This window comes from Marinobacter sp. SS21 (assembly GCF_028369065.1).
Taxonomy (GTDB): Bacteria; Pseudomonadota; Gammaproteobacteria; order Pseudomonadales; family Oleiphilaceae; genus Marinobacter.
Genome location: NZ_JAQNDA010000001.1, coordinates 32,560 through 57,765, shown reverse-complemented (window position 1 = coordinate 57,765; position 25,206 = coordinate 32,560). Strand labels below are relative to the sequence as shown.

The 25,206-nt window shown below is 61.7% G+C and carries 22 protein-coding genes; 21 read left to right on the top strand and 1 reads right to left on the bottom strand.

The window, feature by feature from the left end:
• Positions 1 to 150: 150 nt before the first annotated feature.
• From rpmH to N6L25_RS00200, 6 genes are all read left to right on the top strand, one after another.
• Positions 151 to 285, top strand: coding sequence for a 50S ribosomal protein L34 (gene rpmH, locus N6L25_RS00225; RefSeq protein ID WP_227173016.1), 135 nt, complete (start codon positions 151 to 153; stop codon positions 283 to 285).
• 9 nt (positions 286 to 294) lie between these two features.
• Positions 295 to 738 carry a ribonuclease P protein component gene (gene rnpA, locus N6L25_RS00220; protein WP_271976905.1) on the top strand — a complete coding sequence of 148 codons (444 nt, stop codon included), beginning with the start codon at positions 295 to 297 and terminating at the stop codon, positions 736 to 738.
• Complete coding sequence (gene yidD, locus N6L25_RS00215) at positions 738 to 1,040, top strand: membrane protein insertion efficiency factor YidD (RefSeq protein WP_271976904.1); 303 nt, start codon at positions 738 to 740, stop codon at positions 1,038 to 1,040. Before rnpA ends, yidD begins: the two co-directional genes overlap by 1 nt.
• Positions 1,041 to 1,044: 4 nt before the next feature.
• Positions 1,045 to 2,718 (top strand): membrane protein insertase YidC, encoded by a 1,674-nt coding sequence (gene yidC, locus N6L25_RS00210; protein ID WP_271976901.1) that lies wholly within the window; start codon positions 1,045 to 1,047, stop codon positions 2,716 to 2,718.
• Positions 2,719 to 2,811: 93 nt separating this feature from the next.
• On the top strand, positions 2,812 to 4,176 hold the full coding sequence (mnmE, locus tag N6L25_RS00205) for a tRNA uridine-5-carboxymethylaminomethyl(34) synthesis GTPase MnmE (RefSeq protein ID WP_271976899.1): 1,365 nt from the start codon (positions 2,812 to 2,814) through the stop codon (positions 4,174 to 4,176).
• A 45-nt stretch (positions 4,177 to 4,221) separates the two neighbouring features.
• The gene (locus tag N6L25_RS00200; RefSeq protein ID WP_271976897.1) at positions 4,222 to 4,902 is read left to right on the top strand and encodes a DUF2959 domain-containing protein; all 681 of its coding nucleotides are present in this window, start codon (positions 4,222 to 4,224) and stop codon (positions 4,900 to 4,902) included.
• A 100-nt stretch (positions 4,903 to 5,002) separates the two neighbouring features.
• Here N6L25_RS00200 and N6L25_RS00195 read toward each other — a convergent pair whose 3' ends face one another.
• Complete coding sequence (locus N6L25_RS00195; RefSeq protein WP_271976896.1) at positions 5,003 to 6,823, bottom strand: acyl-CoA dehydrogenase C-terminal domain-containing protein; 1,821 nt, start codon at positions 6,821 to 6,823, stop codon at positions 5,003 to 5,005.
• Positions 6,824 to 7,287: 464 nt separating this feature from the next.
• Here N6L25_RS00195 and N6L25_RS00190 point away from each other — a divergent pair, with 464 nt between their 5' ends.
• From N6L25_RS00190 to atpD, 15 genes are all read left to right on the top strand, one after another.
• The gene (locus tag N6L25_RS00190) at positions 7,288 to 8,400 is read left to right on the top strand and encodes an efflux RND transporter periplasmic adaptor subunit (RefSeq protein WP_271976895.1); all 1,113 of its coding nucleotides are present in this window, start codon (positions 7,288 to 7,290) and stop codon (positions 8,398 to 8,400) included.
• Entirely contained in the window at positions 8,397 to 11,543 is a 3,147-nt protein-coding gene (locus N6L25_RS00185) for an efflux RND transporter permease subunit (RefSeq protein WP_271976894.1), read from the top strand. Before N6L25_RS00190 ends, N6L25_RS00185 begins: the two co-directional genes overlap by 4 nt.
• A gap of 90 nt (positions 11,544 to 11,633) precedes the next feature.
• Complete coding sequence (locus N6L25_RS00180) at positions 11,634 to 13,511, top strand: MFS transporter (protein ID WP_271976892.1); 1,878 nt, start codon at positions 11,634 to 11,636, stop codon at positions 13,509 to 13,511.
• 381 nt (positions 13,512 to 13,892) lie between these two features.
• Positions 13,893 to 15,779, top strand: a complete 1,887-nt coding sequence (mnmG, locus tag N6L25_RS00175) for a tRNA uridine-5-carboxymethylaminomethyl(34) synthesis enzyme MnmG (RefSeq protein ID WP_271976891.1) — start codon at positions 13,893 to 13,895, stop codon at positions 15,777 to 15,779.
• Entirely contained in the window at positions 15,779 to 16,453 is a 675-nt protein-coding gene (gene rsmG / locus N6L25_RS00170; RefSeq protein WP_442915187.1) for a 16S rRNA (guanine(527)-N(7))-methyltransferase RsmG, read from the top strand. The genes mnmG and rsmG overlap by 1 nt, the downstream gene beginning before the upstream one ends.
• Before the next feature lie 58 nt (positions 16,454 to 16,511).
• On the top strand, positions 16,512 to 17,306 hold the full coding sequence (locus tag N6L25_RS00165) for a ParA family protein (RefSeq protein ID WP_271976889.1): 795 nt from the start codon (positions 16,512 to 16,514) through the stop codon (positions 17,304 to 17,306).
• A 40-nt stretch (positions 17,307 to 17,346) separates the two neighbouring features.
• Positions 17,347 to 18,222, top strand: a complete 876-nt coding sequence (locus N6L25_RS00160) for a ParB/RepB/Spo0J family partition protein (protein WP_271976886.1) — start codon at positions 17,347 to 17,349, stop codon at positions 18,220 to 18,222.
• A gap of 299 nt (positions 18,223 to 18,521) precedes the next feature.
• Positions 18,522 to 18,920, top strand: coding sequence for a F0F1 ATP synthase subunit I (locus N6L25_RS00155; protein WP_271976884.1), 399 nt, complete (start codon positions 18,522 to 18,524; stop codon positions 18,918 to 18,920).
• A gap of 19 nt (positions 18,921 to 18,939) precedes the next feature.
• Entirely contained in the window at positions 18,940 to 19,812 is an 873-nt protein-coding gene (gene atpB / locus N6L25_RS00150) for a F0F1 ATP synthase subunit A (protein WP_271976882.1), read from the top strand.
• An 85-nt stretch (positions 19,813 to 19,897) separates the two neighbouring features.
• Positions 19,898 to 20,149 (top strand): F0F1 ATP synthase subunit C, encoded by a 252-nt coding sequence (gene atpE, locus N6L25_RS00145; protein WP_099614295.1) that lies wholly within the window; start codon positions 19,898 to 19,900, stop codon positions 20,147 to 20,149.
• A 71-nt stretch (positions 20,150 to 20,220) separates the two neighbouring features.
• Positions 20,221 to 20,691 (top strand): F0F1 ATP synthase subunit B, encoded by a 471-nt coding sequence (locus N6L25_RS00140; RefSeq protein WP_271976879.1) that lies wholly within the window; start codon positions 20,221 to 20,223, stop codon positions 20,689 to 20,691.
• A 15-nt stretch (positions 20,692 to 20,706) separates the two neighbouring features.
• Positions 20,707 to 21,243, top strand: coding sequence for a F0F1 ATP synthase subunit delta (locus tag N6L25_RS00135; RefSeq protein ID WP_271976877.1), 537 nt, complete (start codon positions 20,707 to 20,709; stop codon positions 21,241 to 21,243).
• Positions 21,244 to 21,271: 28 nt separating this feature from the next.
• Complete coding sequence (gene atpA / locus N6L25_RS00130; protein ID WP_271976874.1) at positions 21,272 to 22,816, top strand: F0F1 ATP synthase subunit alpha; 1,545 nt, start codon at positions 21,272 to 21,274, stop codon at positions 22,814 to 22,816.
• 73 nt (positions 22,817 to 22,889) lie between these two features.
• A complete protein-coding gene (gene atpG, locus N6L25_RS00125; protein WP_271976872.1) occupies positions 22,890 to 23,753 on the top strand; it encodes a F0F1 ATP synthase subunit gamma in 864 nt (287 codons plus the stop codon).
• Between the two features lie 55 nt (positions 23,754 to 23,808).
• Complete coding sequence (gene atpD, locus N6L25_RS00120; protein WP_271976871.1) at positions 23,809 to 25,200, top strand: F0F1 ATP synthase subunit beta; 1,392 nt, start codon at positions 23,809 to 23,811, stop codon at positions 25,198 to 25,200.
• Positions 25,201 to 25,206: the final 6 nt, after the last annotated feature.

Sequence of the window (25,206 nt, the reverse complement as noted above, 5' to 3'; positions counted from 1 at the left end):
CGAGATCACCGCCAAACCGGCATTGCAACTCCGCTTACAAATCCCCATTGAATTAGCTCGCCAGTTTGCATAGAATGCCGCTCCTGTTTTGACTGTTCATTTTGCAGCCAGCAACTGACTTTCCAATTTTTGTAACGTGAGAGCATCACCATGAAAAGAACGTTTCAACCGAGCGTACTGAAGCGTAAGCGCGTCCACGGTTTCCGTGCCCGTATGGCCACTGCCAACGGTCGTAAGATTCTGGCCCGTCGCCGTGCCAAGGGTCGCGCGCGTCTGTCCGCATAAGCCGTTACCATGAAGGCCTTGCACTTTCCCAAGACTGCACGCTTACTGCGCCCTGGGGATTACAGCAAGGTCTTCGATAACGTCCAGGTCCGAGTTTCACACCGGCACTTCTTGATATTGGCTACCCCCAACCAGCTGGGCCACGCCAGAGTCGGTTTGATCTTCGCCAAAAAGCACCTGAAACTGGCCGTACAACGTAATCGGGTCAAGCGACGGGTGCGTGAGACGTTCCGGCAACAGCTGCAACTGCCGTCCATGGATATCGTGGTCCTGGGGCGGCAGGGTCTGGCCGAGGTTGAGAATGCCAAGCTTCATGCCATCCTCAACGAGCTGTGGCGACGTCTGAAACGCAAGACCTCCACCGACGCAGCAGCTTCGGCTAAGCCGCCAAACAGTCAGACGTCCTCGCCAGTTACCCATCAACCGACTGGTGACGAGAAAGGAACGGGTTAATGCGGAAACTGCTGCTTCTGCCCATTCGCTTTTATCAGTACGCAATCAGTCCCATGATGGCGAGTCACTGCCGTCACTATCCAACCTGTTCCCAATACGCCGTAGAGGCCATAGAACAACATGGCGCCCTGTCCGGCCTGGTGCTGGCGGTAAAACGGCTGCTACGCTGCCACCCTTGGGCTGATGGTGGCTACGATCCTGTTCCGACGCCAACGCCAACGTGCGGCTGTGCGCCCAGCCGGAACCAGCACGCTCACCGGGTACCTACCCATCCCGTAAACGCCAACCAGACGACACAGTAGGTTTATGGATATCAAACGCTTTGTACTCTTTGCCGGGCTGGCCGTGGTCAGCTACCTGATGGTGCTGGCCTGGAACGAAGATTATCATCAGCCGCAAACTCAACCGGTGGCCGAGCAGCAAATCGAAGCCGGTCAGCCGCAGCTCGCCAACACCGCAACGGGCGAGGAATTTGCCACCCCGGAAAGCAACACAACCGATATCGCCAGCACCGGGTCAGTCAATACCGTCGGTGAGCAACTGATTACCGTTACCACCGATGTCATGTCTCTCAAGATTGATCGGGTCGGCGGCAATCTGGTGGAAGCCGCGCTGCTTCACTACGACGATACCCTGAACAGCGGCCAGCCACTGAAGCTGCTGAACAAGTCCGACTACCAGACCTACGTGCTTGAGAGCGGACTGATCGGTAAACACGGTTATGACAGCCGCCGTAATGGCCCAACTCCGGTCTATCAAACCAGCGCGGACGAGTTTCAGCTGGCGGAAGGCGAGAATGAGCTGCTGGTCAACCTGTCCTTCACCGCGGATAACGGCGTTCAGGTCACCAAACAATACCGCCTGGCCCGGGACAGCTACCGCATCGATGTCCGTTACCTGATCGACAACCAGTCCGACAGCGTCTGGGAAGGCAACTTTTCCGGCAAGATCGTGCGCGACCGGGCACCAGACCCCACCGCCCAGAACAGCCTGGGTATTCAAGCCTTCCTTGGCCTGGTGGTGAGCACGCCGGAAGATCCCTACGAAAAGTTCGACTTCGACGACCTGCGTGAAACTCCGATCAATCAGGCGGTGACCAATGGCTGGTTGGCGTTTCTCCAGCACTATTTCCTCACCGCCTGGGTGCCCAGCGCCGATCAGCCCAATCAATTCCAATCCACCATGCGTGGGCCGCTGTCGGTGATGGGCTTCGTCAGCCCGGCCACCGTGATCGCCCCGGGTGAGCGCGGCGAGGTCGGCGCCACCGCCTACGTCGGTCCCAAGATCATTGATCGGCTGGAAGAAGTTGCGCCGAATATGGATCGCACCGTCGATTTTGGCTTCCTGTTCTTCATCGCCCTGCCGCTGTTCCTGATCCTGGAATGGTTCCACGGCCTGGTGGGCAACTGGGGCGTAGCCATCATCCTGCTCACCGTGCTGGTGAAAGGGGTGTTCTTCCATCTGTCGGCCACCAGCTACCGCTCGATGGCGCGGATGCGTGCCGTCGCCCCCCAGCTGACCCGGCTGAAAGACCTCTACGGCGATGACCGTCAGCGCATGTCCCAGGAAATGATGGCGCTGTACAAGCGGGAAAAAATCAATCCCCTCGGCGGTTGTTTGCCGATCCTGGTGCAGATGCCGGTGTTCATCGCCCTGTACTGGGTACTGTTTGAAAGCGTGCAGTTGCGCCATGCGCCGTTCATGTTGTGGATTCACGACTTGTCAGTGATGGACCCCTATTTCATCCTGCCGATCCTGATGGGCGCCAGCATGTTCATTCAGATGAGTCTGAATCCGTCGCCACCGGACCCCATGCAGGCCAAGATCATGAAGATGATGCCGCTGATCTTTACCGTCTTCTTCCTGTGGTTCCCGGCAGGCCTGGTACTGTACTGGCTGGTCAACAACATTCTGTCGATCTCCCAGCAGTGGTACATTACCCGCAATATTGAAGCGGCCGCCGCCACCAAGAAGTCCTGACCCCGGGGCTTGTCCCTGGCGAGTTATCCACAGAGGCTCCTGATCAGGGGCCTCTGTGCGTTCTGTCCGGCCTGCGGATACTGAGGAATTCCCATGAACCATCGCTCCGAGACCATTGCCGCCATTGCCACCGCCCCAGGCCAAGCTGGAGTCGGCATCGTACGGGTATCCGGTCCGGTCGCCCGGGAGATTGCCCAGCGGGTACTGGGCTTTGATCCGACACCGCGCTACGCCCATTACGGGCCGTTCCGGCAGGCCGACGGCGGGATGATCGATGAGGGCATCGGGCTGTTTTTCCCCAACCCGCACTCGTTCACCGGTGAGGATGTGTTCGAACTGCAAGGCCATGGCGGCACCGTGATTCTTGACCTGCTGCTGCGGGAGGTGTGCAGCCTGGGCGCCCGCCTGGCGCGGCCGGGGGAGTTCTCCGAGCGGGCGTTTCTCAACGACAAGCTGGACCTGACCCAGGCCGAGGCCATTGCAGACCTGATCGAAAGCAGTTCCGAACAGGCCGCCCGTTGCGCGGTGCGCTCGCTGCAGGGGGAATTCTCGCGCCGCATCGATGGCCTGGTCAGCGCACTCACCAACCTGCGGATCTATGTGGAAGCCGCCATCGATTTTCCCGAGGAAGAAATCGATTTTCTCGCCGATGGCAAGGTCGCCGAGGACCTGAACCAGGCGATGACGGCACTGGACGCCATCCTGGCCGAAGCCCAGCAGGGCACCATTTTGCGGGACGGCATGAAGGTGGTGATCGCCGGCCGGCCCAACGCCGGTAAATCCAGCCTGCTCAATGCCCTGGCCGGGCGCGAGGCGGCCATCGTCACCGCCATCGAGGGCACCACCCGGGATGTGTTGCGGGAACATATCCACATCGACGGCATGCCGCTGCACATCATCGACACCGCCGGCCTGCGGGACAGCCCCGACGAAGTGGAACAGATCGGTATTGCCCGGGCCTGGGAGGAGATTCGCCAGGCCGACCGTATTCTGCTGATGGTGGATGCCACCACCACCGCAGAAACCGAACCCCATGCCCTCTGGCCGGATTTCATCGATCATCTGCCGGCCTCGGCGCCGGTCACGGTGATCCGCAATAAGGTGGACCTGTCCGGCGAAGCGGTCGGGCTTGTGGATAACCCCAAGGCGCCGGTGATTAGGCTGGCGGCCAAGTCTGCCGCCGGACTGGAGTCGCTGAGGGATCACCTGAAACAATGCATGGGTTTTGCCACCACCACCGAAGGCGGTTTCCTCGCCCGCCGCCGCCACCTGGATGCGCTGGATCGGGCCCGGCAATCGTTGTTGCAGGGCCATAATCAGCTGGCCGGCTACGGTGCCGGCGAACTGCTGGCCGAAGACCTGCGCGCCGCCCAGGACGCCCTTGGCGAGATCACCGGAACCATGACCCCGGACGACCTGCTGGGCAAGATCTTCTCCAGCTTCTGTATCGGCAAATAGACACCGCCAGCAGCGGTGTCGGAAACCCAGGGAGAGCACCACGCCATGCCTTATCACCCACACTCACTGGCTCTGGCTTGGCAGGGTCGCCGGCGGCTGGCGCTCGGCCTCATCGTCCTGTTGCTGGGGGGCTGCAGCAGCCTGTACTACAGCACCATGGAGAAGCTGGGCATCGAGAAACGGGACATCCTGGTGGATCGGGTGGAAGACGCCCGTGATGCCCAGGACGAGGCTCGGGACACCTTCCGGTCGTCGCTGGCGCGGTTCCAGAGTGTGGTGGCGACCCCCGACAGCGAACTCAAGGCGAAATACGCGGACATTCGTGACGCCTACGAGGACAGCCAGGCGGCGGCGGAGGAGGTCCGCGACCGCATCGAGGCCGTCGAGGACGTGTCCGAGGCGCTGTTCGAGGAGTGGCAGGACGAACTGGCGCTGTACCAGAGCGCCTCGTTACGCCGTACCAGCGCGCGCCAGCTCGCCGAGACCCGCAGCCAGTACCGGCGGCTGATCGACCGTATGCACCAGGCCGAAGACCGGATGGAGCCGGTACTGCAGGCATTCGAGGACCAGGTGCTGTACCTCAAGCACAACCTGAACGCCCAGGCCATCGGCGCCCTGGAAAGTGAGCTGGGTCGCATCCGCGGCGATGTGGACAGGCTGATCCGCAACATGGAGCAGGCCATCGCCGAGTCGGAAGCCTTTATCCAACGTTTTCAGAGCCAGTAACTGGCGACGACGGGAGAAACGACAGAAATCCGGTGAAGCGGATGACGGGGACGCGGGGAAGGCGATCCCGGACAGCGCCGGGATCGCCTGATTGCGGTGATCAGCCGTGGAACGCCATGTGCTCGGCGTCCAGCTGCATCAGGTTCTTGGTGGGGCTGAGCATGCTGGTGGCGTGGGTCTGGGCCCGCGGCAACAGCCGCTCGTAGTAGAACTCCGCGGTGGCCAGCTTGGCGTTGTAGAACTCGGCCGAGTCGTCGCCGCCGTTGTCCAGTTTCTTCACCGCTACCGCCGCCTGCCGGGCCCACATGTAGGCCATGGTGACGTAGCCGCTGTACATCAGGAAGTCGTGGGCAGCGGCGCTGACCACGTCGCGATCCTTGCGGGCGGCCAGCATCACGCGCAGGGTCAGCACGTTCCACTGGGCGGTCAGCTTGAGCAGTTCCACCGCGAACGGCCGGGTGCGCTTGTCCGCCAGCTGCTTGCGGGCGAAGTTGGCAATCTTCAGGGTGAACTCGCGTACCGCGCCGCCCTGGGTCATCAGCAGCACCTTGCGGCCCAGCAGGTCGAGTGCCTGGATGCCGGTGGTGCCTTCGTACAGGGTGGCGATCTTGGTGTCACGGACGATCTGTTCCATGCCGTGCTCGCGGATGTAGCCGTGGCCACCGAACACCTGAACCCCCACGTTGGCGGCTTCGTAGCCTAGTTCGGTGAGGAAGCCCTTGAGGATCGGGGTCAGGAAGCCGAGCTTGTCGTCGTAGGCGTCGGCTTTCTTGTGGTCTCCGGCGGTGTGGCCTTCCACCATGTGATCGGCGAGGCGGGCAGCGTAGTACAGCATCGAGCGACCGCCCTCGGCGATGGCCTTCTGGGTCAGCAGCATGCGGCGCACGTCGGCGTGATGGATCAGTGCATCGGCAATCTGCTCCGGCTCCTTCTTGCCGGACAGGGCGCGCATGGAGCGACGATCCTTGGCATAGTCCAGTGCCCACTGGTAAGACAGTTCGGCCGGGCCCACACCCTGGATCGAGGTTCCGATACGGGCGGTGTTCATGAAGGTGAACATGCACTCCAGGCCCTGGTTCTCGGGGCCGATCAGATGGCCGGTGGCGGCGTCGAAGTTCATCACGCAGGTCGCCGAGGCCTTGATCCCCATTTTTTTCTCGAGACTGCCGCAGCTGACGCCGTTGCGCTCGCCGATTCCGCCGTTGGCGTCCGGCAGGAACTTCGGCACGATGAACAGGGAAATGCCGCGGGTGCCCTTGGGGGCGTCCGGCAGGCGCGCCAGCACGATGTGGACAATGTTCTCGGTCAGGTCGTGCTCACCGGAGGAGATGAAAATCTTGGTGCCGGTAATTTTATAGCTGCCATCGGCTTGCGGCTCGGCCTTGGTCTTGACCTGGCCCAGGTCGGTCCCGCACTGCGGTTCGGTGAGGCACATGGTGCCACCCCAGCGGCCCTCGGTCAGCGCCGGCAGGTAGGCTTGCTTCTGTTCGTCGCTACCGTGTAGGAAGATGGTGTTCATGGCGCCCATGGACAGGCCCGGGTACATGGAGAACGACCAGTTGGCGGTACCCATCATTTCCTGCTTGAACAGACCCAGGGAGGCCGGCAGGCCCTGGCCACCGAATTCCTCCGGCGCCGACAGTCCCTGCCAGCCGCCCATAACGTACTGGTCGTAGGCTTCCTTGAAACCTGTCGGGGTGGTTACGACGCCGTCTTCCAGCTTGCAACCTTCCTCGTCACCGACCTGGTTCAGCGGGCTCAACACTTCTTCACAATACTTGCCGCACTCGGTGAGGATGGCATCGACAATGTCCGGGGTGGCATTTTCGCCACTGGCCAGCGACTCGTAGTGCTTGGGGTAGTTGAACACTTCGTTAAGCAGGAACTTCATATCGCGCAGGGGCGCCTTGTAGACCGGCATAGTTGTTACTCCGTGGTGCTGAAAAAGGGAAAATGGCGTCTACGCCATCCATTGGCCAATGTTTTACGGCAATCAAACGGGTGTTCCATTGACAAGAACCACTGGCAGCGTTGTCAAAAAGTCCAATTGGCTGAAATGACGCTGGCCCGCTCCGGGGTCAAGGCGCAAGCCGTGCGGGGCCGTGGTGGTTTGGCTTCGGCGCGGCTGTGGAGGTGCTTGGCGGGTCCCGATCACCGTGTAAAAGTTATGCAAAAACAGGGGATACCGGCGACCAAACTTGGCACCATAGCCGGTGAGGCGGTGAACTTTCCGACCCTGCGGGGGTCTGGGTCTTGGTATCCGGCTGCGGCGACCGTCTGGTTTTAATTGTCCTAACAGGCCAAGTGCGTCGGAGCCGTCCACGGCCGAAGGGGGAGGCCGATCGGGTGGTGGCGCGACAACGTGACAGGGAATGAGGCTGAAACATGGTAAGACAGGGGATAATCGCCCTGGTGATCCTGGCGCTGGCGGTGGCTGCCGGCACCGGTTATCAATGGCTGGGTGGGCAGGCGGCCGAGGGACCACAGCGCCAGCGTGCGCCCAGTGTGGTCAACACCGTGACGCCGACCGAGCAGACGGTGCAAGATGCCCTGGCCGCCGTTGGTACGCTGAAATCCCGGGACGCGGTGGCGCTGACCACCGAGGTCAGTGGCCGGGTGGTGGCGTTTGACCTGCCCCCGGGTGGCATCGTAGCCCAGGGACAACTGTTGCTGCGGCTGGACGATCGCCAGGCGCGGGCGGACCTGCGGGTAGCGGAGGCGCAGCTCGCCGATGCCCAGCGAAAGTACGATCGGGCCCGGCGTCTGGTGACCAATAACAGCATCGCCCAGTCCCAGCTCGACGAGCTGAGCACCGCGCGGGACGTCGCCCGGGCCCAGCGGATTGCCGCCCACACCCGACTCGACAACCACCGCATCGACGCGCCCTTTGCCGGGACTGTGGGGCTCACCGACATCGCCATCGGCAGCTACTTGAGCGAGGGCGACACCATCACCACGCTGGATGCCACCGACCGGATGGAGTTGAACTTTTCGGTGCCGGAACGCTTCATCGGGCAGCTGCATCTGGGCCAGCAAGTGACAGGCCACACCCCGGCGTTTCCTGGCGAGGCGTTTCGCGGCACCCTGGTGGAGCTGGGCGCCCGTATCAATGAGTTAAGCCGGACCCTGCCGGTGCGGGCACAGGTCGCCAATGCCGACCGCCGGTTGCGGCCCGGTCAGTTCATGTCGGTGCGCCTGACCCTGGAGGAACGCCAGGCGCTGGTGATTCCCGAACAGGCCCTGCTGATCCGTGGTGCCGACAGTTTTGTCTTCGTTGCCGAGGCGGGCGTGGCGCGGCGGGTGCGGGTGGAGGTGGGCAGCCGTCAACCCGGGCGGGTGGAAATCGTTGCCGGTCTGAGCCCGGAGGATGCGGTGATCATCACCGGCCAGGACCGCCTCAGCAGTGGCGATGCCGTGGAGGTGGTGGTGGACGACGCCGCGATCCCGGACAACCACCTGGCGCGACGGGCGCCGGCGGAAGAGGGCGGCCAGCGGTGATCCTGTCCGACATCTCCATCAAGCGCCCGGTGTTTGCCACCGTACTCAGTCTGCTGATCATCGTGTTCGGTATCGCCGCCCTGCTGGGGTTGCCGGTGCGGGAATATCCCGACATCGATCCGCCGGTGGTGTCGATCTCCACCGATTACACCGGGGCTGCGGCCGAGGTGGTGGATACCCAGATCACCCAGGTGATCGAGGGCGCCATCAGCGGCATAGAGGGTATCCGCGCCATCGAATCCAGCACCGAACAGGGCGAATCGCGAACCTCCATCGAATTCAACACCGCGCGGGATGTGGACATTGCCGCCAATGACGTTCGCGACGCGGTGTCGCGGGTCGCCAACCAGCTGCCCGGCGAGGCCGAGGCCCCGGTGGTGAGCAAGGCCAACTCCGACGCCCGACCGATGATGTGGGTAACCCTGCGCAGCGAGGTCTGGAGCAGCGCGGAGCTGAGCGACTATGCCGACCGGGTGTTGGCGGATCGACTGTCGGTGCTCGACGGCGTGGCCGACGTGCGCATTGGCGGCGAACGCCGCTACGCCATCCGGGTGTGGCTTGACCGCGAGCGGCTGGCGGCGCGGGACATCACCGTGGCCGAGGTGGAGCAGGCGTTGCGGGCCAACAACGTGGAATTTCCGGCCGGTTCGGTGGAATCGGCCACTCGCGATTTCACCGTGCGCGCCGAGGGTCGGCTGTCGTCGGTGGCGGACTTCCGCAATCTGGTGATTCGCCGGGATGGCAACGATCTGTTGCGACTGGGGGCGGTGGCCAATGTCCAGCTCGGCGTGGAATCCGACGTCAGTCGGCTGCGGGCCAACGGCCAGACCGCCATCGGCCTGGGCATCATTCGCCAGTCCAAGGCCAACACCGTGGCGGTGTCGGACCGGGTGCAGGCCGAGCTGGAGAAAATCCGCGCGACCCTGCCACCGGAAGTCACCATCGCCGAAAGCTACGACGAATCCATCTTCATCCGCGCCTCCATCCGCGAGGTGATGGTGACCCTGGCGATAGCGGTGTCGCTGGTGATCCTGGTGATCTTCGTGTTCCTGCGCTCCTGGCGCGCCACGCTGATTCCGGCGGTGACCATCCCGGTGGCGGTGATCGGCGCCTTCATCGGCCTGGGAGCGCTGGGTTTCTCGGTGAATGTGCTGACCCTGTTGGCGGTGATCCTGGCCATCGGCCTGGTGGTGGATGACGCCATCGTGATGCTGGAGAACATCCAGCGCCGCATCGACGATGGCGAACCACCGCTGCTGGCCGCTTACCGGGGCGCCAAGCAGGTGGCGTTCGCGGTGATCGCCACCACCCTGGTGCTGGTGGCGGTGTTCGTGCCGATCTCGTTCATGGGCGGCAACGTCGGTCGGTTGTTCGCCGAATTCGGCTTTACCCTGGCCACCGCGGTGGTGGTGTCCAGCCTGGTGGCGCTCACGCTGGCGCCGATGCTGTGTTCGAAATGGCTCCGCCACAGCCCGGAAACCGAGCAGGGGCACCGGCTCTGGATGGCCAGCGAGCGCCTGCTGGCGGGGCTGAATCACGGCTATGAGCGATTACTGCGGTTTTCGCTGCGCCAGCCCGGGTTGCTGCTGGGGCTGGGGCTGGCCGGGCTGGTGCTGGCGGCGGTGGTGTTCCCGAAGCTGCCGCAGGAGTTGGCTCCGATTGAGGACCGTGGCGTGATCATCCTGCCCGCCAAGGCGCCGCGGGGTGCCACCGTGGCGTACACCGACCACCATGTGCAGAAGGTCGAGCAGCAGTTGATGCCGTACCTGGAGGACGGCACCGCCAACCGGCTGCTGGCCATCGTCGGCTTTCGCGGGGAGCAGGACAGCGCCTTCATGATTCTGGGCCTGAATCCCTGGCATCAGCGGGACGTTAAACAGCAGGCCATCACCCGCGAGCTATGGCCGATGCTGGCGACGGTTCCGGGGGTGCGGGCCGCCGCCATCAATCCGCCCGGGCTGGGCCAGCGCGGCTTCAGCCAGCCCATCGAGTTTGTCCTCGGTGGGCCGGACTATGCCACCGTCCAGGCCTGGAGCGAACAGATTCTCGAACGGGCCCGGGACAACCCCAATCTGCTCAACCTGGAGACCGACTTCGAACTGACCCGACCCGAACTGAAGGTCACCATCGACCGGGAGCGGGCGGCGGACCTGGACATCACCATCGAAGACGTCGGCCTGACCCTGCAAACCCTGTTGGCGTCGCGGCAAGTCACGACCTACCTGGACCGGGGCCGGGAATACGACGTCATTGTCCAGGCCGCTGACGCCGACCGCGCCACCCCGGACGATTTGGGGCAGGTCTTTCTCAGGGCTCGCAGTGGCGGTGAACTGGTGCCGCTGCAAGCGCTGGTGACGGTCGAGGAAATCGGCGCCAATCCGGACCTGCGCCGCATTGACCGGTTGCCGGCGGTGGTGATCAGCGGTTCGCTGGCGGACGGCTACGACCTGGGCAGCGCGCTGGCGTTCCTCAATGGCCTGGCGCTGGACCACTTGCCGCCGGAGGCGCGGGTATCGTTCAAGGGCCTGAGTCGGGAGTTCGAGGAATCCGCGGCGGCGGTGTATGTCACCTTTGGCCTCGCCTTCGTCATCGTGTTTCTGGTGCTGGCGGCCCAGTTCGAGAGCTGGATTCACCCCTTGATCATCATGCTGTCGGTGCCGTTGGCGGTCACCGGCGCGCTGGTGGCCCTGTGGTGGTCGGGCTTCAGTCTCAACATCTACAGCCAGATCGGCATCATCATGCTGCTGGGGTTGATGGCCAAAAACGGCATCCTCATCGTCGAGTTTGCCAACCAGCTGCGGGATCGCGGCCATTCGGTGCACGACGCCATCCTGCAGGGGGCGATCCTGCGATTCCGCCCGGTGCTGATGACCACGGTGTCCACCATCTTCGGTGCCGTGCCGCTGGTGCTGGCCACCGGCGCCGGCGCCGAGAGCCGAGCCGCCATCGGGGTGGTGATCCTCGGTGGGCTGCTGTTCGCCACCACCCTGACCCTGTTCATCGTGCCGGTGTTGTACAGCCTGCTGGCCCGTTTCGCCAAGTCCACCAATGCGGTGGCGCTGGAACTGGAACAACTTGCCAGCCAGCAAGGCGGCGGCGCCGTCGCCGGTGCTCGACAGACCCGGGAGATGGATCGGTTCTGACCGGTTTTCATGGACATAGGGATCTGGTGACTTGCGCGGGCAGGCGCTTTATCGCATCGTATCGGCGACCCCACCGTAAAGGAACTACCGATGGCCGAGCACAGCCAGTTTCGCCTTCTGAAGCAACGGCGTTTTCTGCCGTTCTTCTTGACCCAGTTCTCTGGCGCGTTTAACGACAATCTGTACAAGAACGCTTTGCTGTTGCTGGTGACTTACAGCGCCGGTGGGCTGCTGGGGCTGTCGGTGGACATCGTGGTCAATTTCGCGGCGTTCCTGTTCATTCTGCCGTTCTTCCTGTTCTCCGCCATTGCTGGCCAGGTCGCCGACAAGTATGAAAAGTCGCTGGTGATTCGTCGGGTCAAGGCGCTGGAAATCGTCATCATGGCCATGGCGGCGGTGGGCCTGTGGTTCGGCTGGTACGAGGTGTTGCTGCTGTTGCTGTTCCTGATGGGCACCCAGTCCACCTTCTTCGGGCCGGTGAAATACGCCATCCTGCCGCAGGTGCTGGGAGATGATGAACTGGTGGGCGGCAACGCCTTGGTGGAGATGGGCACCTTCGTGGCAATTCTGTTGGGGACCCTGGCGGCCGGGCTGCTCATGGGCGCCGAGCGGCCAGAACGCATTGCCGCCTTGGCGGTGCTGGCGATGGCCATCGCCGGTTACCTGATTGCCCGGCGGGTGCCGGCCACCCCCGCCGGTGCCGCCGACCTGAAGGTCCGGCTGAACCCGTTGCAGGAGACCTGGCGGCTGATGGCGCTGGCGCGGGAGAACCATTCGGTGCTGCTCAGCATCATGGCGATCTCCTGGTTCTGGTTTCTCGGCGCCGCCTATCTGACCCAGTTTCCCAACTTCGCCAAGACCGAGCTGGCCGGCGATGAAACCGTGGTGACCCTGCTGCTGGCCATCTTCACCATCGGCATTGCCGTCGGCTCGATCCTCTGCGAACGGTTGTCGGGCCACCGGGTGGAACTGGGGATCGTGCCCATCGGTTCGCTGGGGCTGAGCCTGTTTGGCCTGGATATCTACCTGAACATGCCTGCCGAACCCACGCCGACCGACTGGTGGGTGATCCTGAGCGACGGCGACTACCGCCGCATCGCGCTCGACCTGCTGGGCATCGGGGTGTTTGGCGGGTTGTTCATCGTGCCGCTGTACGCCTTTGTCCAGCACGAAACCCCCACCGACAAGCGCGCCCGCATCATTGCCGCGCTCAACGTGTTCAACGCCCTGTTCATGGTGGTCAGCGCGCTGATGGGCATCCTGATGTTAGGCATCATCGGCCTGTCGATTCCGGAATTCTTCCTGGTGTTGTCGGTGATGAACCTGGTGGTGGCGGGCTTTGTTTACCAGCAGGTGCCGGAGTTCGCGCTGCGGTTCGTGATCTGGCTGCTGTCCCACACCGTGTACCGGGTGCGCCACCAGGGCCTGCGCCAAATTCCGGATGACGGCCCGGTGTTGCTGGTGTGCAACCACGTCACCTACATGGATGCGCTGGTGATCGCCGGCGCGGTGCGCCGGCCGGTACGCTTCGTGATGGATTACCGCATCTTCAAGACCCCGGTGCTGGGCGCCTTCTTCCGTCTCGCCAAGACCATCCCGATCGGCTCCCGCAACCGGGTGCCGGAGATTTACGACCGCGCCTTCGAGCGTATCGACGAGGAACTGGATGCCGGCCATGTGGTGTGTATCTTCCCGGAGGGCAAGTTGACCCTGGACGGCGATATCGACACTTTCCGTTCCGGCGTCGAGGTTATCCTGCAACGACGGCCGGTACCGGTGGTGCCGATGGCGCTCCGTGGCCTGTGGGGCAGTTTTTTCAGCCATTGCGGCGGTCCTGCCCTGGGGCACTGGCCGCGACGGTTCTGGTCCCGCATCGAATTGCTGGCGGCAGAACCGGTATCGGCAGAGGCCGCCAGTGCCGAGCACCTGTATAAGGTGGTGAGCGAATTGCGCGGCGATCATCGTTGAGGCTCAGGGGGCGGATGGATGTGGATAAGATTCGGGATAAATTTCGGATAAGGTCTGAATGGTTTTCGTATATATTTTTTAAAACAGTGACTTAGTTGTTTTTTGGGGCTGTTCAATAAGTGATTCCACCTGTGGATAACTTTATTGAAAACTTTTCTGAATAAGGTTAAGCAAGCACCTGAAATACAACGCCGTTTTATTTATCTACAGCCTGTGCAAAGTATGACCAGGGTGGCCTGCAAAGACAGCCTAGGCCGCCTTGTCGTGGATCGATGGCTCGGTGACACTTGAGTTGGTTAAAAATTGCACATTTAGACTGCAATTTGCGGGGCGAAGCGTTATACTCCCCGCCCAATTTTTTCCCTGTGTTCGAGGTGACGTGTGGATTTCCCGACCCGTTTCGATGTCATTGTCATTGGTGGTGGCCATGCCGGCACCGAGGCTGCGCTGGCGGCGGCCCGGATGGGTTCGGCGACGCTGCTGCTGACCCACAACATTGAGACCCTGGGCCAGATGTCGTGCAACCCGGCCATTGGTGGTATTGGCAAGAGTCACCTGGTCAAGGAAATCGACGCCCTGGGCGGGGCCATGGCGCGCGCCACCGACCGTGGTGGCATCCAGTTCCGGGTACTCAACAGCCGCAAGGGGCCGGCGGTGCGGGCGACCCGGGCCCAGGCCGACCGGGTGCTGTACAAGGCGGCGATCCGCGAGATGCTGGAGAACCAGCCCAATCTGACCCTGTTCCAGCAGGCCGCCGACGACCTGATTGTGGACAACGACCGGGTCACCGGGGTGGTGACCCAAACCGGCATCCGCTTCCACGCCCAGACCGTGGTGCTGACCACCGGCACCTTCCTCGGTGGCGTTATCCACATCGGCATGCAGAATCACGCCGGTGGCCGCGCCGGCGATGCCCCGGCCAACGCCCTGGCCCAGCGCCTGCGCGAGCTGCCGTTCAACGTCGGCCGGCTGAAGACCGGCACGCCACCGCGGATCGACGCCCGCAGTGTCGATTTCTCGGTGATGCAGCAGCAATGGGGCGACGATCCGACCCCGGTGATGTCGTTCCTCGGCTCCCGCGAGGAACACCCCGAGCAGGTGTGCTGTTACGTCACCCGCACCACCGAGCGCACCCACGACATCATCCGCAGCGGCTTTGACCGTTCGCCGATGTTTGCCGGCGCCATCGAAGGGGTCGGCCCGCGCTACTGTCCGTCCATCGAGGACAAGGTTAACCGCTTTGCCGACAAGGATTCGCACCAGATCTTCGTCGAGCCGGAAGGGCTGACCACCCACGAGCTGTACCCCAACGGCATCTCCACCAGCCTGCCGTTCGATATTCAGCTGGCGGCGGTGCGTTCGATTCCGGGCTTCGAGAACGCCCACATCACCCGGCCGGGCTACGCCATCGAGTACGATTACCTGAACCCGCAGGACCTGCGCCACACCCTGGAAACCAAGTTTATCCAGGGCCTGTATTTTGCCGGTCAGATCAACGGCACCACCGGCTACGAAGAAGCCGGCGCCCAGGGCCTGCTGGCGGGCATCAACGCCGCGCTGCAGGCGCAGCAGCGGGAGCCGTGGTACCCCCGCCGGGACGAAGCCTATCTCGGGGTGCTGGTGGACGACCTGATCACCATGGGCACCTCGGAGCCGTACCGGATGTTCACCAGCCGCGCCGAATACCGGCTGATCCTGCGGGAAGACAACGCCGATTTGCGTCTCACCGACAGCGGCCGCAGCCTGGGGCTGGTGGACGACGAGCGCTGGGACCGCTTCAACCGCAAACGCGACGCCATCGCCGCCGAGCGTCAGCGCCTGGAGAGCACCCGGATTCATCCCAACACCGACCAGGGCGCGGTGGCCGACGGCCACCTCAAGCAACCGCTGACCCGCGACCAGTCGCTGGCGGAACTGTTGCGACGCCCGGAAATGGCTTATCCACAGATTGCCGAGATCGGTGGCGAACGCACGGAAGACCCGACGGTGGCCGAGCAGGTGGAAATCGAGATCAAGTACGAGGGTTACATCTCCCGCCAGGCCGATGAGATCGAGCGTCTGCGCCGTAATGAAAACACCCGCCTGCCGGTGGACCTGGATTACGATGGGGTGGGTGGCCTGTCCAACGAGATCAAGCAGAAGCTCAAGGCGGTGCGACCGGAAACCATCGCCCAGGCGTCCCGCATCCAGGGCGTAACGCCGGCGGCGGTGTCCCAGCTGCTGGTACACCTCAAGAAACGTGAGCTGCTGAAGAAGCAGTCCGCCTGATGTCCAATGTGAGCAAGTCCGAAGCCATGATGTCGCGCTGGCGCCAGCAACTGGCCAGTGGCCTCGCCGAGCTGGGGCTGGCACTCGATGCCGAGACCCAGGCGCGCCTGCTGGCGTTCCTGGGTCTGCTGGCCAAGTGGAACGGCGCCTACAACCTGACCGCGGTGCGCAACCCGGACGAGATGGTGTCCCGGCAGCTGCTGGACAGCCTCAGCATTGCACCTTACGTAACCGCGGACGCGGTCCTGGACGTTGGCTCTGGTGGCGGCCTGCCGGGTATCCCGTTGGCCATTGTATTTCCCCAGCGTCGGTTTACCCTGCTCGACAGCAACAGCAAGAAGACCCGGTTCCTGACCCAGTGCAAGCTGGAACTGGGGTTGGACAACCTGGTGGTGATTCATGGCCGGGCCGAGGACTGCCAGCCAGATCAGCGTTACGCTCAAGTGACCAGCCGGGCGTTCACCGCGCTCGCCAACCTGATCAACTGGTGTGGCCCGCTGCTGGCGGACGATGGTGAGTTCCTTGCCATGAAAGGCCAGTTTCCGGAAGATGAGGTGTCGGCGCTGCCGGCTGGCTGGCGGGTGATGCAACACCAGTCCCTGGCGGTGCCCGGTTGCAGCGGCGAACGGCATTTGTTGACCTTGGCGCGGCAGTCGCCGGGCGCCGCCAGTTGATACCGACAACGATTCAAACACGACCCGTAAACCCAGCATTTCAGGACAGGAGGCAACCATGGCGCGTGTGATTGCGGTCACCAACCAGAAGGGGGGGGTGGGTAAGACCACGACCTGCGTCAACCTGGCAGCCTCCCTCGCCGCTACCAAGCGCCGGGTGCTGCTGGTGGACATGGATCCCCAGGGCAACGCCACCATGGGCAGCGGCGTCGACAAGAACGCTTTGTCGCTGTCGGGCTACGATCTGCTGACCAAGCGCGCCACCGCCGCCGAGGTCATTGCCGCGGTGGACTCTGCCGGCTACGATTTGCTCGGCGCCAACGGCGACCTGACCGCCGCGGAAGTGGAGCTGATGAATGAAATCGGCCGTGAGCACCGGCTGCGGCTGGCACTGAACACCGTGCGCGAGCACTACGATTACGTCCTGATCGACTGCCCGCCGTCCCTCAGCCTGCTCACCGTTAACGCCTTGTCGGCGTCCGATTCGGTGCTGATCCCCATGCAGTGCGAGTATTACGCGCTGGAAGGTCTGGCGGCACTGATGAATACCGTCGAGCAGATCCAGGAAACGGTGAATCCGAATCTGCAGGTGGAAGGCATCCTGCGCACCATGTACGACCCCCGCAACAGTCTGACCCTGGACGTGTCCGGCCAGCTCAATGAGTACTTTGGCGACAAGGTCTACCGGGCGGTGATCCCGCGCAACGTGCGTCTGGCCGAGGCGCCCAGCTACGGTCTGCCGGCGCTGAAGTACGACCGCGCCTCCAAGGGCGCCATTGCCTATCTGGCCCTGGCCGGGGAAATGGTGCGGCGGCATGGCACAACAAAGACATCGACGGCGGTTGCCGTGTAAGATAGCGGGCTGACTCTGATCGGGAAGAATGACAGACACCATGGCGGCGAAAAAACGAGGATTGGGTGAGCGCGGATTGGGCGCGCTGCTGGCCGGCTCCAAGGTCAACCTGGAACAGGAGGCCGCCGACCGTGACGGCGAGCTGCGGCAGCTGCCGGTCGATCTGATCCAGCGTGGCCGCTACCAGCCGCGTCGTGACATGGACCCGACAGCGCTGCAGGAGCTGGCCGACTCCATTCGTCAGCAGGGCGTGATGCAGCCGGTGGTGGTGCGCCGCATCGACGAAGGCCGGTACGAGCTGATTGCCGGCGAGCGCCGCTGGCGCGCGACCCAGATGGCCGAGCTGGACCGCATTCCCGCCATCGTCCGCGAGGTGCCCGACGAAGCCGCCATCGCTATGGCGCTGATCGAGAACATCCAGCGGGAAAACCTCAACCCGATCGAAGAAGCCTTTGCCCTGCAGCGTCTGCAGGAAGAGTTCGGCCTGACCCAGGCCCAGGTGGCCGAGGCGGTGGGCAAGTCCCGCACCACCATCACCAACCTGTTGCGGCTCATTGGTTTGACCGAAGACGTACGTCTTATGCTTGAGCATGGCGATCTGGAGATGGGCCATGGTCGCGCCATGCTGACCTTGCCGCCGGAGCAGCAGCTGCAGGCGGCGCGCCTGGTGGTGGCGAAATCGCTGTCGGTGCGCCAGACCGAGGCCTTGGTCCGCCGGATGCAACAGGAGGCCAGCCAGCCCAAGTCGTCAGCAACTCGCGCTCTGGACCCCAATATCCGCGCCCTACAGGATGACCTGTCCGAGCGTCTGGGGGCCCGGGTCTCCATCGCCCATGGCGAGCGCGGCAAGGGCAAGCTGGTGATCGAATACAGTTCGCTGGACGAGCTGGATGGCATTTTGGGCCATATTCAGTAACCGGCGACGTTTCCCGGCAGCGAGCCCCCGTAGCGGCGGCTCGCTGCAACTTTAGATCGGGGTCTTTGGTCTCGGTTTTCTGTCCGACCACTACATGTAGTGGTGAAAAAAGAATCACATCCCCATTTGTGTCGGGTGGCCTGTCAGCCTAGCATTTTCGCGCCCTTAGCGACGTTTCCACCGTGCCGGTGTTGTTGATTCGCGCAGATCGAAAACATATAATCTGCCGCGCTCGTACGCGGTGTATTTTTTCATGGGTATCCAACACCGACGCAAGGCGGCTACTTTTCGGGGCTTACATGACGAAGGCACATTCGAGCGGCATCGGCCGTCCGCCCATCGCTCGCTGGTTTCTGATCCAGGGCGTAGTGCTGGTTTTCGTCAGTCTGGCGTTTTTACTCAAGAGCCCGACTGCCTGTTATTCCGCCTTTGTGGGAGGCCTTGTGTTTCTGCTTCCCCACGGTTATTTCGCGTTTAAGGCATTCCGCTACTCCGGCGCGCGGGCTGCCAAACAGATCATGAGCTCTTTTTATCAGGGTGAGGCCGGCAAGCTCATCCTGTGCGCCATCCTCTTTACGATGGTGTTTAAATGGATTCAACCGCTTGATGTAGCGGCACTTTTTCTTACATTTGCGATCATGCTGGTCACCAATCTGGTGGCCCCGTTCCTGGCGAACGGCCGAGCGCAGCGAAATTAACTGGACCTGAGAGACCGTTATGGCAGGCAGTGCATCTGAATATATCCAGCATCACCTCCAGAACCTAACCTACGGAAACCTACCGGCGGGCTATGAACGCGCCGATGGAACCGTGACCACCGAAGCCGGTTGGACTCTGGCGCTATCCGGCAAGGAAGCGTCTGACATGGGGTTCTGGGCGGTGCATGTGGACTCCCTCGGCTGGGCCGTCGGCCTGGGCGTGCTGTTCCTGTTCCTGTTCCGCTTGGCGGCCAAACGCGTCACCAGTGACATCCCGGGTGGCCTGCAGAACTTTGTCGAGGTGATGATCGAGTTCGTCGACAACAGCGTCAAGGAGACCTTCCACGGCCGCAACAAAGTCATCGCGCCGCTGGCGTTGACCATCTTCTGTTGGGTGTTCCTGATGAACCTGATGGATCTGGTGCCGGTCGACTTCCTGCCGCAACTGTTCCACATGGCCGGTCTGGATTACATGAAAGTGGTGCCGACCACCGACGTCAACGTCACCCTGGGCATGTCCCTGTCGGTGTTTGCGCTGATCATCTACTACAGCCTCAAGGTCAAGGGCGTGGGCGGCTTTGTCGGCGAACTGACGCTGCACCCGTTCTCCTCTGACAACCTGTTCCTGAAGATCCTGCTGGTTCCGGTCAACCTGCTGCTGGAAGGCGTGAGCCTGATCGCCAAGCCGATCTCCCTGGCGCTGCGTCTGTTCGGTAACCTCTACGCCGGTGAGCTGATCTTTATCCTGATTGCGTTGCTGCCGCTGTGGGCTCAGTGGACGCTGTCCGTGCCCTGGGCGATCTTCCACATTCTGGTTATCACCCTGCAGGCCTTTATCTTCATGATGCTGACCATCGTGTACCTGAGCATGGCGCACGAAGACAGTCACTGATTGCAGTAGAAACTGAGTTGTCGTAAACGAACGCTTTAAACCCTAACCATTAACCGAAAACTAAACTGTAAAACTAGGAGTTAACATGGAAACTGTAGTTGGAATGACCGCGATTGCCGTTGCACTGCTGATCGGCCTGGGTGCCCTGGGTACTGCTATCGGCTTCGGTATCCTCGGTGGTAAGTTCCTGGAAGGCGCCGCGCGTCAGCCGGAAATGACCCCGATGCTGCAGGTTAAGATGTTCATCGTTGCCGGTCTGCTCGACGCCGTAACCATGATCGGTGTTGGTATCGCCCTGTTCTTCACCTTCGCCAACCCGTTTGTAGGTCAGCTTTAATCGAGTCTTCATGCCGGGGACGGTGTTCCCCGGTTTGTTGATTCTCTAACCAACAGGCGAGAGGTGAAGACGTGAACATTAATTTGACGATTATCGGTCAAGCCATCGCGTTCTTTATCTTTGTTGTCTTCTGCATGAAGTATGTGTGGCCGCCGATCATGGCCGCCCTGCAGGAGCGTCAAAAGAAGATCGCTGACGGACTGGCTGCCTCAGACCGTGCCGCGCGTGACCTGGAACTGGCGCAAGAGAAGTCTGCCCAGGAACTGCGTGAAGCGAAGCAGCAGGCCGCTACTCTGATCGAGCAGGCCAACAAGCGTGCCAACCAGATTGTGGAAGCCTCCAAAGAGGACGCCCGCAAAGAAGGTGACAAGCTGATCGAGCAAGCCAAGGCCGAAATTGAACAGGAGCGCAATCAGGCGCGCAACGCCTTGCGTGCAGAAGTTGCCGCTCTGGCCGTTGCCGGTGCCGAGAAGATCCTGGAAACCTCTGTCGATGCCTCCAAGAACAGCGAGATGCTGGAAAAGCTGGCAGCAGAACTGTAAACGACGAGGTTCATCATGGCAGAACTGAGAACGCTGGCCCGCCCTTACGCCAAGGCTGCTTTTCAGGCCGCACAGGACCAGCAGCAGCTGGCCCAGTGGGCTGAAGTGCTGACCCTGGCCGGGCAGATTACAGCGAACGACGTAGTACGACAGCTTCTCGCCAATCCGGGAACGGACGAGCAGAAGAAGGCAGAGCTGATCCTCGCCACCACCGAGCTGGAGGTGTCCGAGGGCATTCGCAACTTCTTCGCGATTCTTGCCGAGAATCGCCGTCTGGCATTGCTTCCCGAGATTGCGGCGCTCTTCAACACGTACCGCGCTGATCTGGAGCGCACTGTTGATATCGACGTTACCACAGCTTTCGAGCTGTCGGACGAACAGCAGCAGAAGCTCGCCCAGGCACTGTCGACCAAGCTCCAGCGTCAAGTGTCACTCGCAGCGTCATTGGACAAGTCTCTGATCGGTGGTGTGGTGGTTCGCACCGGCGATCTGGTCATCGACGCATCTGTTCGCGGAAAGCTGAAAAAGCTGGCCGAGACTCTGAGCTCCTGACTTCAGCACAAGGTTTGAGGATAAAGGCATGCAGCAACTGAATCCATCCGAGATCAGTGACATCATCAAGAAGAGAATCGAGAAACTCGATATCTCTTCCGAAGCAAAGAACGAAGGTACGATCCTGTCCGTTTCCGACGGCATCGTGCTGATCCACGGTCTCGCCGACGTTATGTACGGTGAGATGGTTGAATTCGCCAACGGCACTTACGGCATGGCTCTGAACCTGGAGCGTGATTCCGTCGGTGCGGTTGTGCTGGGCGACTACGACGACCTGGCCGAAGGCCAGAAAGTGCGTTGCACCGGTCGTATCCTGGAAGTACCGGTGGGTCCGGAACTGCTGGGCCGCGTCGTGGACGGTCTGGGTAACCCCATCGATGGCAAGGGCGATCTGGGCACCTCCCTGACCGACCCGATCGAGAAGGTTGCTCCGGGCGTTATCGCTCGTCAGTCCGTTGATGAGCCGGTTCAGACCGGTCTGAAAGCCATCGACACCATGGTCCCCATCGGTCGTGGCCAGCGTGAGCTGATCATCGGTGACCGTCAGATCGGTAAGACCGCGGTCGCCATCGATGCGATCATCAACCAGAAGAACACCGGCATCAAGTGTATCTACGTTGCCGTTGGCCAGAAGCAGTCTTCCATTGCCGCCGTTGTGCGCAAGCTGGAAGAGCACGGCGCCATGGATCACACCATCGTGGTTGCCGCTGGCGCTGCCGATCCGGCCGCCATGCAGTTCCTGGCGCCTTACGCCGGCACCTCCATGGGTGAATACTTCCGTGACCGCGGTGAAGATGCCCTGATCGTATACGACGACCTGTCCAAGCAGGCCGTTGCCTACCGTCAGATCTCCCTGCTGCTGCGTCGTCCGCCGGGCCGTGAAGCCTACCCGGGTGACGTTTTCTACCTGCACTCACGTCTGCTGGAGCGCGCATCCCGCGTTAACGCCGACTACGTCGAGCAGTTCACCAACGGTGAAGTGAAAGGCAAGACCGGTTCCCTGACCGCACTGCCGATCATCGAAACCCAGGCTGGTGACGTGTCTGCGTTCGTACCGACCAACGTGATCTCCATTACCGACGGTCAGATCTTCCTGGAAACCAACCTGTTCAACTCCGGCATCCGTCCGGCGATGAACGCCGGTATCTCCGTATCCCGGGTTGGTGGTGCCGCCCAGACCAAGATCATGAAGAAGCTCGGCGGTAACATCCGTCTGGCTCTGGCCCAGTACCGTGAGCTGGCCGCTTTCGCCCAGTTCGCTTCCGATCTGGACGAAGCGACTCGTAAGCAGCTCGAGCACGGTCAGCGGGTTACCGAACTGATGAAGCAGAACCAGTACAGCCCGCAGTCCGTGGCGGAAATGGGTACGGTGCTGTTTGCAGCCAACGAAGGCTTCCTGGACGACGTTGATGTTGAGAAGGTGGTGGACTTTGAAGCCCAGCTCCTGGACTGGATGCGTGCGGAGCAATCCGAGCTTCTGGCCAAGATCAACGAGAAAGGCGATTTCAACGATGACATCGCCGCCGGCCTGAAAGCTGCACTTGAAAAATTCAAGACCACTCAGAGCTGGTAACAAGGCGCGGCCTGCGAGTGATCGCGGGCCGGTTTTGTCGCAGCGAGTGTCTAACTTGAGAAGGCAGTGAGTTATGGCCGTCGGAAAAGAAATTCGTAACCAGATCTCCAGCATCAAGAGCACGCAGAAGATCACCAGCGCCATGGAAATGGTGGCGGCGAGCAAGATGCGTAAGGCTCAGGAGCGCATGCAGGCGACTCGCCCGTACGCTCAGAAGATGCTTCAGGCGATCGGGCACATTGCGAGGGCAAACGCCCAGTACCGTCACCCGTTTATGGTCGAGCGCGAGGTCAAGCGCGTGGGCTACATCGTGGTATCGACGGACCGGGGCCTGTGTGGTGGTCTGAACGTCAACCTGTTCAAAACGCTTGTCCGTGAAATGCGAGCGTGGACTGAAAAAGGGGTGGAAACCGATCTGTGCGCCATTGGCCAGAAAGGCACCTCCTTTTTCCAGAACTACGGCGGCAACGTCGTGGCGGCGCTGACCCATCTGGGGGACAGCCCGAGTTCTGAAAAACTCATCGGCAACGTCAAGGTCATGCTGGACGCCTACACCGAAGGCAAGATCGACCGTTTGTACCTGGTACACAACGAGTTCGTGAACACCATGACCCAGAGCCCCAAGGTGGAGCAGTTGCTGCCCCTGCCCGAAGGCGAGGACGAAGAAGAGATCAAGAACCAGTGGGATTATCTCTACGAGCCCGATGCCAAGCAGATCCTGGAAGGTCTTCTGCCACGTTACATTGAATCCCAGGTATACCAGGGTGTGGTAGAGAATCTGGCATGTGAACAAGCCGCCCGAATGATCGCCATGAAGAGCGCAACTGACAACGCCGGTGGCATCATCGACGAACTGCAGTTGGCTTACAACAAGGCGCGTCAGGCAGCGATTACGCAAGAGATATCGGAGATTGTGAGCGGCGCGGCTTCGGTCTGATCCCGCCCACAGTCCAACTGGTTTTAGTGACTATTTAGATAACGAGGAACCGAGCATGAGTAGCGGACAAATCGTTCAGATCATTGGCGCGGTTATCGACGTGGAATTCCCACGTGACTCCGTACCCAAAGTGTATGACGCACTGCTGCTTGAAGGTGGCGACACAACTCTGGAAGTCCAGCAGCAGCTGGGTGACGGCGTTGTACGTACCATCGCCATGGGCAGCACCGAAGGCCTCAAGCGGGGCCTGACCGCAACCAACACCAACGCACCGATCTCCGTCCCGGTCGGCACCCAGACTCTGGGTCGCATCATGGACGTTCTGGGTCGTCCCATCGACGAGAAGGGCGACATCGGTGAAGACGAGCGCTGGGCCATCCACCGCAAAGCGCCGGGCTATGCTGACCAGGCCGCTTCTGCCGACCTGCTGGAAACTGGCATCAAGGTTATCGACCTGATCTGCCCGTTCGCCAAGGGTGGTAAAGTCGGCCTGTTCGGTGGTGCCGGTGTTGGTAAAACCGTAAACATGATGGAACTGATCAACAACATCGCGAAAGAGCACTCCGGTCTCTCCGTATTCGCCGGTGTTGGTGAGCGGACCCGGGAAGGTAACGACTTCTATTACGAAATGAAGGAGTCCAACGTTCTCGATAAGGTGGCCATGGTTTACGGCCAGATGAACGAGCCCCCAGGAAACCGTCTGCGTGTGGCACTGACCGGCCTGACCATGGCTGAGAAGTTCCGTGACGAAGGTCGTGACGTACTGTTGTTCGTGGACAACATCTACCGTTACACCCTGGCCGGTACCGAGGTATCCGCACTGCTGGGCCGTATGCCTTCCGCGGTAGGTTACCAGCCGACTCTGGCCCAGGAGATGGGTGAGTTGCAGGAGCGGATCACCTCCACCAAGAACGGCTCCATCACGTCCATCCAGGCGGTCTACGTACCGGCGGATGACTTGACCGACCCGTCGCCGGCCACCACCTTCTCGCACCTGGACGCGACCGTGGTACTGAGCCGTGACATCGCCTCCAAGGGTATCTACCCGGCGATCGATCCGCTGGATTCCACCTCCCGTCAGCTGGATCCGCTGATCATCGGTCACGAGCATTACGAAGTGGCCCGTGGCGTGCAGACCAACCTGCAGCGTTACAAGGAACTGAAGGACATCATCGCGATCCTGGGTATGGACGAGCTGTCTGAAGACGACAAGCTGACCGTCGCCCGTGCCCGTAAGATTGAGCGCTTCCTGTCCCAGCCGTTCCACGTCGCCGAAGTATTCACCGGCTCGCCCGGTAAATACGTGCCGCTGAAGGAAACCATCAGCAGCTTCAAGGGCATCCTCAACGGTGACTACGACGACATGCCAGAGCAGGCTTTCTACATGGTAGGATCTATGGAGGAAGCGGTCGAGAAAGCGAAGGAAATGAAGGCCAAGGGTAAATAAGGCATC